Raw genomic sequence first — 10,300 nt, 5'->3', positions numbered from 1 at the left:
CCCGCGCCTCCCGCGCGCCCCGCACCCCCCGCGTCCTCCGGGACGAGACCCGAGCAGCCCGAGACGAAAGCAGCGGTGTCCAGTGAGCGACCAGAGGATGCGCGACTACCTCAACCGGGTGACCATCGACCTCCGCGAGACCCGGCAGCGGCTCCGGGAGGCCGAGGCCCGGGCCGGCGAGCCGATCGCGATCGTGGCGATGAGCTGCCGCTTCCCCGGCGGGGTCCGCACCCCGGAGGAGCTGTGGGAGCTGCTCGCCGAAGGCCGCGACACCGTCGCGCCCGTCCCCGGCGACCGGGGCTGGGAGCGCGCCTGGCCGTCCGGCGGCACCGTCCCCGGGCGGGGGGCGTTCCTGGACGGCGCGGCCGACTTCGACCCGGAGTTCTTCGGCATCTCGCCCCGCGAGGCGGTCGCGATGGACCCGCAGCAGCGGATGCTGCTGATGACGTCCTGGGAGGCCGTCGAGCAGGCCGGCATCGACCCGCTCACCCTGCGGGGCAGCCGCACCGGGGTGTACGCCGCGGCCATCGACCAGGGGTACGCGACGCTGGGCTCCGGCGCCGCCGAAGCCGTCCAGGGGTTCCTGATGACGGGGAACTCGATGAGCGTGATGTCCGGGCGGGTCTCCTACGCGCTCGGCCTGGAGGGCCCCGCCGTCACCGTGGACACCGCCTGCTCCTCCTCGCTGGTGGCGCTGCACCTGGCGGCGCGGGCGCTGCGGGCCGGCGAGTGCTCGCTCGCCCTTGCCGGCGGGGTCAGCGTGATGGCGCTGCCGGCGGTCTTCGTCGAGTTCAGCCGGCAGGGCGCGATGTCCCCCGACGGCCGCTGCAAGCCGTTCGCGGCGGCCGCGGACGGCACCGGCTGGGGCGAGGGCGTCGGCATGCTGCTGCTGGAGCGGCTGTCGGACGCCCGCCGCAACGGCCGTCCGGTGCTGGCCGTGCTGCGCGGCTCGGCGATCAACCAGGACGGCGCCAGCAACGGCCTGACCGCGCCGAACGGCCCGTCGCAGCAGCGGGTCATCCGGGCCGCACTCGCGGACGCGGGCCTGACGGCCGCCGACGTGGACGCCGTGGAGGCGCACGGCACCGGCACCACCCTCGGCGACCCGATCGAGGCCGACGCCCTGCTGGCCACCTACGGCCAGGACCGGCCCGCCGGGCGGCCGCTGTGGCTGGGCTCGCTGAAGTCCAACATCGGGCACACCCAGGCCGCCGCCGGCGTCGCCGGAGTCATCAAGACGGTCCTCGCGCTGCGCCACGGCATCCTGCCGCGCACCCTGCACGTGGACGCGCCCACCCCGCACGCCGACTGGGCCTCGGGCGCCGTCGAACTCCTCACCGAGGCCCGCGACTGGCCCGCCGTCGACCGGCCGCGCCGCGCCGGGGTCTCCTCCTTCGGCATGAGCGGCACCAACGCGCACGTCGTCCTCGAACAGGCGCCGGAGTCGGAGCCCGAGCCGGCCGGCGGGCCGGAACCGGTGCCCGGGGCGGTGCTGCCCTGGGTGCTGTCCGGCCGCACCGCGGCCGCGCTCGGCGAGCAGGCGGCCCGGCTGCACGCCCGGCTCGCGGCGGGTGCGCCCGCCCGGCCGGCCGACCTCGGGTACTCGCTGGCGACCACCCGGTCCGCCTTCGAACACCGGGCCGTGGTGATCGGCGACGGGCAGCACGCCCTGCTGGACGGCCTCGCCGCGCTGTCCGGAGCGGGCACGGAGCTCCCGGACGCTGCCGCGTCCGCCGAGGTCGTCACGGGCACCGGCCGGGTGGTCGAGGGCCGGACCGCCCTGGTGTTCCCCGGCCAGGGCTCCCAGTGGGCCGGCATGGCCCTGGACCTGCTCGCCGACAGCCCCGCCTTCCGCGACCGCCTCGCCGCCTGCGACGCCGCGCTCTCCGCCCACGTCGACTGGCGGCTCCCCGCCGTCCTGGCGGGCGCGCCCGGGGCGCCCTCGCTGGACCGGGTGGACGTGGTGCAGCCGGCGCTGTGGGCGGTGATGGTGGCGCTGGCCGCGCACTGGGAGTCCTGGGGCGTCCGGCCCGACGCCGTGGTCGGACACAGCCAGGGCGAGATCGCCGCCGCCGTGGTCGCGGGCGCGCTGAGCCTGGAGGACGGCGCGAAGGTCGTCGCCCTGCGCAGCCGGGCCATCCGGGCGCTGGCCGGACTCGGCGGCATGGTCGCGGTGTCCCTGCCCGAGGAGCAGGTCCGCACCGAGATCGCCCCCTGGGACGGGAAGCTGTCGGTGGCCGCCGTCAACGGGCCCGCCGCCGTGGTGGTCTCGGGAGAGAGCCGGGCACTGGCCGAACTGCTCGCCCACTGCGGCGCGCAGGGCGTCCGGGCCCGCGCCGTGCCCGTGGACTACGCCTCGCACTCGGCCCAGGTCGAACGGATCAGGTCCGAGGTGCTGGCCGCACTGGCCGGCGTGCGCCCGCTCCCGGCCCGGATCCCGCTGTACTCCACCGTCACCGGCGACCGGCTCGACACCACGGAGATGGACGCCGACTACTGGTACCGCAACCTCCGCGGGACCGTCCGCTTCGACGCCGCCGTGCGCTCCCTGGTCGAGCAGGGCCACGAGGTCTTCGTCGAGGTGTCGCCGCACCCGGTGCTGACCATGGCCCTCCAGGACACCGCCGAGGCCACCGGCGCCGCGGAGCCGCCCGTGGTCGTCGGCACCCTGCGCCGCGACGAGGGCGGACTGCGCCGGGCACTGCGCTCCGCCGCCGAACTGTGGGTGGCGGGCGCCGCCGTCGACTGGTCCGCGGTGTACGCCGGCACCGGCGCCCGCCCGACCGCGCTGCCCGGATACCCCTTCCAGCTGCGCCGCTACTGGCTGGAGCCGGAGGCGCGGCCCGACACCGCCCCGGCCGCCGACCCGCACGACACGGCCTTCTGGCAGCTGGTCGACCACGAGACCCCGGCCGAGATCGCCGCCCGGCTCGCCGTCGACGAGGACGCCCTCGCCCCCGTGCTGCCCGCCCTGCGCGGCTGGCGCCAGCAGCGGCGCGCGGAGAGCGTCGTCGACTCCTGGCGCTACCGCATCGGCTGGCAGCCGCTGCCCGAGCCGCCGCCCGCCGTCGCCGCCGGCACCTGGCTGGTCGTCCTGCCCGCCGGACACGAGGACGACGCCCGGGTCCGCGGCCCGCTGCTCGCCCTCACCGAAGCGGGCGCCACCGTCGTCACGGCCGCGCTCACGGACGCCGCCGTCCGCCGCACCGAGCTCGCCGACACGCTCGCCGGCGCCCTCGGCGACCGCGTCCCGACCGGCGTGCTGTCGCTGCTGGCCGCCGCCGACCGGCCGCACCCCGAGCACCCGGCCCTGCCCGCCGGGACGGCCCTCACCGTCGCGCTGGTGCAGGCCCTGGGAGACCTCGGCCTCACCGCACCCCTCTGGTGCGCCACCACCGGGGCCGTGTCCACGGGCCCCGACGACCCGGTCACCGACCCCCGCCAGGCCCTGGTCTGGGGCACCGGACTGGTGGCCGCGCTCGAACAGTCCACCCGCTGGGGCGGACTCGTCGACCTGCCGCCCGACCTCGACGCCCGCGCCCGCACCCGGCTCGCCGCCGCACTGACCGCCACCGGCCCCGGCCGCGAGGACCAGCTCGCGCTGCGCCCCACCGGCCTGCTGGCCCGCCGCCTCCGGCGCGCCCCCCGGAACGAGGGCCGCCGCACGACGCCCTGGAAGCCCCGCGGCACCGTCCTGCTGACCGGCGGCACCGGCGCCGTCGGCCCGCACCTCGTCCGCTGGCTGGCCCGCAGCGGCGCCACCCACCTCGTCCTCCCCGGCCGCCGCGGCCCCCAGGCACCCGGCGCGGCCGAACTCACCGCGGAACTGGCCGCCCTCGGCGTCCGACTCACCCTGCCCGTCTGCGACCTGGCGGACCGTCAGGCCGTCGCCGCACTGCTCACCGGCCTGGAGACGGCGGGCGACCCGGTCACCGCGGTCGTCCACGCGGCCGCCTTCGTCGCGCTCGCCCCGCTGGACGGCACACCGATGTCCGCGTTCGAGCAGATCGTCGCCGCCAAGGCCGCCGGCGCCGAACACCTCGACGCCCTGCTCGACCGCGAACTCGACGCCTTCGTCCTGTTCTCCTCGATCGCCGGAGTCTGGGGCAGCGGCGACCACGGCGCCTACGCCGCGGCCAACGCCTACCTCGACGCCCTGGCCCAGCACCGCCGCGCCCGCGGCCTCACCGCCACCACCGTCGACTGGGGCATCTGGCAGGCCGAGAACCCCTACCAGGACCGGGCCGCCGGAGCCGACGCCGACCTGTTCAACCTGGAGGAGCACGGCCTGCCCCGGATCGCCCCCGACCTGGCCGTCCACGCCCTGCAGCAGGCCCTCGACGACGACGAGACCGTCCTCGCCGTCGCCGACGTCGACTGGGAGCGGTTCGCCGCCGTCTTCACCTCCGGCCGCCCCAGCCCGCTGCTGACCGGCGTCCCCGAAGCCCGCCGTGCCCTGGAGGCCACGACCGGCGACGCCGCGGCACCCGCCGCCGCACTGCTGCGCGAACGGCTCGCCGCCCTCGGCGAACCCGAACAGCACCGCCTGCTGCTCGACCTGGTCCGCACCCACGCGGCAGCCGTCCTCGGCCACGCCGAGGTGGACGCGATCCGGCCCGGCATGGCCTTCCAGGACATGGGATTCGCCTCCCTCACCGCCGTCGAACTCCGCAACCGGCTCAACACCGCCACCGGACTGCGGCTGCCGTCCACCCTGATCTTCGACCACCCGTCGTCCACCGCACTCGCCCGGGAGATCCGCGCCGAACTGCTCGGCCGGCCGGACGCCGAACCCGCCCCCGCCGGCCCCGACACCGCCGCGCAGCCGCCCGCGCCCGCCGACGAGCCGCTCGCCATCGTCTCCATGGCCTGCCGCTTCCCCGGCGGCATCGGCACCCCCGAGGACCTGTGGCAGCTCCTCGCCGACGGCGGCGACGTCGTCTCGGAACTCCCCACCGACCGCGGCTGGGACCTGGAAGCGCTCTACCACCCCGACCCCGACCACCCCGGCACCTCCACCACCCGGCACGGCGGCTTCCTGCACGACGTCGCCCAGTTCGACGCCGAGTTCTTCGGCATCTCGCCGCGCGAGGCCCTCGCCATGGACCCCCAGCAGCGGCTGCTCCTGGAGACCACCTGGGAGGCGATCGAACGCGCCGCCATCGACCCGGCCGCCCTGCGCGGCAGCCGCACCGGCGTCTTCACCGGCGTCAACTACGCCGACTACGCGGCCGTCGTCGCCCAGTCCGAGCAAGGCGACGGCCACCTGCTCACCGGCAGCGCACCAAGCGTCGTCTCCGGCCGGGTCGCCTACACCCTGGGCCTCGAAGGCCCCGCGGTCACCGTGGACACGGCCTGCTCCTCCTCCCTCGTCGCCATGCACTACGCCGGCCGGGCGCTGCGCGGCGGCGACTGCTCGCTCGCCCTGGTCGGCGGCGTCGCCGTGATGGCGACCCCCGGCTCCCTGATCAGCTTCTCCCGGCAGCGGGGACTCGCCGAGGACGGCCGCTGCAAGGCCTTCTCCGACGACGCGGACGGCATGGGCATGGGCGAAGGCGTCGGCGTCCTGCTGCTGGAACGGCTCTCGGACGCCCGCCGCAACGGCCACCCGGTACTGGCCGTGGTCCGCGGCTCGGCGATCAACCAGGACGGCGCCAGCAACGGACTCGCCGCCCCCAACGGCCCCTCGCAGCAACGGGTGATCCGGGCCGCCCTCGCGGACGCGGGCCTGACGAGCGCCGACGTGGACGTGGTCGAGGCACACGGCACCGGCACCACCCTCGGCGACCCCATCGAGGCCCAGGCCCTGCTGGCCACCTACGGCCAGGACCGGCCCGCCGAACAGCCCCTGCTGGTCGGCTCCCTCAAGTCCAACCTCGGCCACGCCCAGGCGGCCTCGGGCGTGGCGGGAGTCATCAAGACGGTGCTGTCCATGCAGCACGGACAGGTGCCCCGCACCCTGCACGTCGGCACGCCCTCCAGCCACGTCGACTGGACACGCGGAGCGCTGGCCCTCGCCACCGAGCACCAGCCCTGGCCGCGCCACGGCCGCCCCTTCCGGGCCGGCGTGTCCTCCTTCGGCCTGAGCGGCACCAACGTCCACACCATCCTCGAGCACACTCCCCAGGAGGACGACGCCCCGCCGGCCGCGCGCACCCCCGTCGTACCGGCGGTGCCCTGGCTGCTGTCCGCGAAGAGCCCGCAGGCCCTGCGCCTCCAGGCCGACCGGCTCCGCCGCCACCTCGACCGCACCCCCGGATCCGACCCGCGCGACATCGGGGCCGCCCTGCACGCGCGCACCGCCTTCGAATACCGCAAGGCCCTGGTCGGGAACGGCGACCAACTCCCCACTCTGCTCGGCCGGATGGCCGACGACGACTCGGGAGCGTGGGACGGCGGTCGCCCGGTCGACGGCCGTTCGGTGCTGGTGTTCCCGGGTCAGGGGTCGCAGTGGGTCGGGATGGCTGTGGAGCTGTTGGCCGGGTCGGAGGTTTTTGCGGCGCGGATGGGGGAGTGTGCGCAGGCGCTGGCGCCGTACGTCGACTGGGAGTTGACGGAGGCGCTCGGCTCGGAGGCGCTGCTCGCCCGGGTCGATGTGGTGCAGCCGGTGTTGTGGGCGGTGATGGTGTCGCTGGCCGAGGTGTGGCGGTCGTTCGGTGTGGTGCCGGATGCGGTGGTGGGTCACTCGCAGGGGGAGATCGCGGCGGCTGTGGTGGCGGGTGGTCTGAGTCTGGAGGACGGGGCGAAGGTCGTTGCCCTGCGGAGCCTGGCCATCCGGGCGCTGGCCGGACTCGGCGGCATGGCCTCGGTGCCGTTGCCGGTGGAGGCGGTGCGGGAGCGCATCGCGGGCCAGCTGTCGGTGGCCGCCGTCAACGGCCCGTCCTCGACAGTGGTGTCGGGTGATGCGGACGCGGTGGCCGCACTGGTGGAGGAGTTCCAGGCCGAGGGGGTGCGGGCGCGCCTGATCGAGGTGGACTACGCCTCGCACTCCGCGCACGTGGAGGAGATCCGGGAGCGGTTGCTCGCCGACCTGGACGGCATCGTGCCGGTCTCCGGTGGGGTGCCGTTCTTCTCGACGGTGACGGCCGGCTGGCTCGACACGAAGGCGCTGGACGCCGAGTACTGGTACCGCAACCTGCGGCAGACCGTCGAGTTCGGCCGGGCCACCGAAGCGCTGCTGGAGGAGGGCTTCCGGTTCTTCGTCGAGTCCAGCCCGCATGCGGTGCTGGGCGTGGCGGTGGGGGAGTCGGTGGAGGCCGCGGGGGTCGAAGCCGCGGTGTTGGGGACCTTGCGCCGTGGCGAGGGCGGCCCGGCGCAGGTGCTGCGCGCGGTCGGTCGCGCGTGGGAGCGCGGGTTGGGCGTCGACTGGTCGGGGGCGTTCCCGGGTGCGCGTCGCGTCGAGCTGCCGACGTACGCCTTCCAGCGCACCCGCTACTGGCCCGAGCCGGCGCCCGTCGCGGCGGCGGATGTGGGCGCGGCCGGGCTCGACCCGGCCGACCACCCCGTCCTGGGGGCGGCCGTCGAGCTGGCCGACACGGGGGAGTTGCTGCTCAGCGGCCGGCTCTCGCTGCGCACCCATCCCTGGCTGGCCGACCATGCGGTGGCCGGTACGGTCCTGCTGCCCGGCGCGGCCTTCGCGGAACTCGCCGTACGCGCCGCCGACGAGGCCGGGTGCCGGCTGGTGGAGGAACTGACGCTCCAGCAGCCGCTGTTGATACCCGTCGACACCGCCGTCCGGGTGCAGGTGCGGGTCGGCGCTCCGGACGCGCAGGGGGGCCGCTCGCTGGACCTGTTCTCGTGCCGTGAGGACGCGGCGACCCCGCAGTGGACCGCGCACGCGACCGGCCGGATCACCGCCGGGGCCGAGACGCCCGCGCCCGTACCGGGCGGCGAGGGAGCGTGGCCCCCGGCCGGTGCCGTGCCGATCCCCGTCGACGACCTGTACGAGCGGTTCCACGCCTCCGGCTACGGCTACGGGCCCGCCTTCCGCGGGCTCACCACTGCCTGGCGCCGGGGCGAGGAGGTCTTCACCGAGGTCCGCCTGCCGGAGGACCAGCACCGGTCCGGCTCCGCGTTCGGCGTGCACCCCGCACTCCTGGACGCCGCCCTCCAGGGGCTGTTCCTGCGCGCCGAGCCGGGGACCGGGGCGGGCCAGGGCCGGCCGTCCGCCGGACTACCGTTCTCCTGGAGCGGGGTCGGGCTGCACGCCTCCGGGGCCACCGCGCTCCGGGTGCGGCTCGGCTTCCGGCCGGACGGCTCGGTGTCGATCGACGCGACCGACCCGCACGGCCTCCCGGTCGTGTCGGTCGAGGCGCTCGCCGTCCGCCCGATCGACCTCGACGCCCTCCGCCCCGGCGGAGGCCCGGAGTCCCTCTACCGGGTGCAGTGGGCGGAGGCGCCCGCCACCGCGCCCGCCGGTCCCCTCGGGAGCTGGGCCGTCCTCGGCGGTGGCGAGCTCTTCCCGGACAGCCACCCGGACCTGGCCGCGCTCGGCGCCGCGCTGGACGCCGGAGCGCCGTCGCCCACCGCGGTGCTGGCCTGGTGCGACCGCACCCCGCCCGTCCCGTCCCCGCCCGACGCCGCATCCGTGCACAGCGCGCTGGACGACGCCCTGCGGCTCGTCCAGGACTGGCTGGCCGACCCGCGGTGGGAGGAGGGCACGCGGCTCGTGCTCGTCACCCGGGGCGCGGTCGCCACGGCGGCCGGCGAGGAGGTCACCGACCTCGCCGGCGCGGCAGTCCGCGGCCTCGTCCGCTCCGCCCAGTCCGAGCACCCGGACCGCTTCCTGCTGATCGACACCGACGACCCGGCCGCCGTGACCGGCCTGCTGCCCCGGGCGCTGGCCGGAACGGAACCCCAGCTGGCGATCCGCTCCGGACGGCTGCTCGCCGCCCGCCTCACCCGGGCCGCCGCCGCGGAGCCGGACCGGGCCGCGCCGGCCGGCATCGGCGCGGACGGCGGAACCGTCCTCGTCACCGGGGCCGGCGGCGCGCTCGGCGGCCTGGTGGCCCGGCACCTGGTGACCGCGCACGGCGTGCGGAACCTGCTGCTCGTCGGCAGGCGCGGCGCGGCCGCCCCCGGCCTGGCCGACCTCGCCGCCGAACTGCGCGGGCACGGCGCCCGGGTGGACGTGGCGGCCTGCGACGTCGCCGACCGGGACGCGCTCGCCGCCCTGCTCGCCGGCCTTCCCGCCGACCGGCCGCTGTGCGCGGTCGTCCACGCGGCCGGCGTCCTGGACGACGGGACGGTCGAGTCGCTGACCCCCGAGCGGATGCGCCACGTCCTGCGGCCCAAGGTCGACGCGGCCCTCCACCTGCACGACCTCACCCGCGAGCTGCCGCTGTCGGCCTTCGTCCTGTTCTCCTCCGCGTCCGCCACGGTCGGCAACGCCGGGCAGGGCAACTACGCGGCCGCCAACGCCTTCCTCGACGCGCTCGCCCAGCACCGGCGCGCCCTCGACCTGCCCGCCCAGTCGCTCGCCTGGGGCCTGTGGGCGCAGCGCAGCACCATGACCGGCACGCTCGGCGCCGCCGACCTGCGACGGATGTCCCGGGGAGGCACCGCGGCCATCGGCAGCGAAGAGGGCCTGGCCCTGTTCGACGCGGCGCTCACCCTGGACGAAGCGCTGCTCGTCCCGGTCAAGATCGACCTCGGCCGGCTCCGGACGGCAGCCCGGACCGGGCCCGTCCCCGCCCTGCTGTCCGCCCTGGTCCCCGGTGCCGCCCGCCGACCCGCCTCCGGGGCGGACGCGGCCGAAGCGGACTCGCTGCGCCGCCGGCTCGCCGACCTCGGCCCGGAGGAGCGCCTCGCCGCCCTGCTCGACCTGGTGCGGAGCCGGGCCGCCGACGTCCTCGGCCACGGCGGGGCCGCGGCCGTCGACCCGGACCAGGCGTTCAAGGACCTCGGCTTCGACTCGCTCACCTCCGTCGAGCTCCGCAACCGGCTCGGCGCCGCCACCGGCCGCCGGCTGCCCGCGACCCTGGTCTTCGACCACCCCACCCCGGCCGCCGTCGCCCGCCACCTCGCCGGGCGCCTGGCCCCCGACGGGCCGGGCAGTCCCGCCGCCACCGGCACGCCGGACCGCGCGGACCACGAGATCGGCTCGCTGCTCGCCGCGATCCCGCCCGCCGCGCTGCGCCGGGCCGGCCTGCTCGACGCGCTGCTCGCCCTCGCCGACCGGCCGGGCACGGCGGAGGCGCCGGCGCCCGCCGCCGACATCCACGGCATGGCCGTGGACGACCTCGTCCGGATGGCCCTGGACGGCGACCGTGACTGACCGACAGCCGCAGAAGGAGAAGTC

At 76.9% G+C, this 10,300-nt stretch carries 1 protein-coding gene; it reads left to right on the top strand.

Annotation, left to right across the window (positions count from 1 at the left end):
- The first annotated feature begins 82 nt into the window (after positions 1 to 82).
- Positions 83 to 10,276, top strand: coding sequence for a type I polyketide synthase (locus KCH_RS01890; RefSeq protein ID WP_425268724.1), 10,194 nt, complete (start codon positions 83 to 85; stop codon positions 10,274 to 10,276).
- Positions 10,277 to 10,300: the final 24 nt, after the last annotated feature.

Source organism: Kitasatospora cheerisanensis KCTC 2395, from assembly GCF_000696185.1.
In the GTDB taxonomy this organism is placed as follows: Bacteria; Actinomycetota; Actinomycetes; order Streptomycetales; family Streptomycetaceae; genus Kitasatospora; species Kitasatospora cheerisanensis.
The sequence above is the reverse complement of the archived record's forward strand: the minus strand, read 5'-3'. Positions and strand labels throughout refer to the sequence as shown.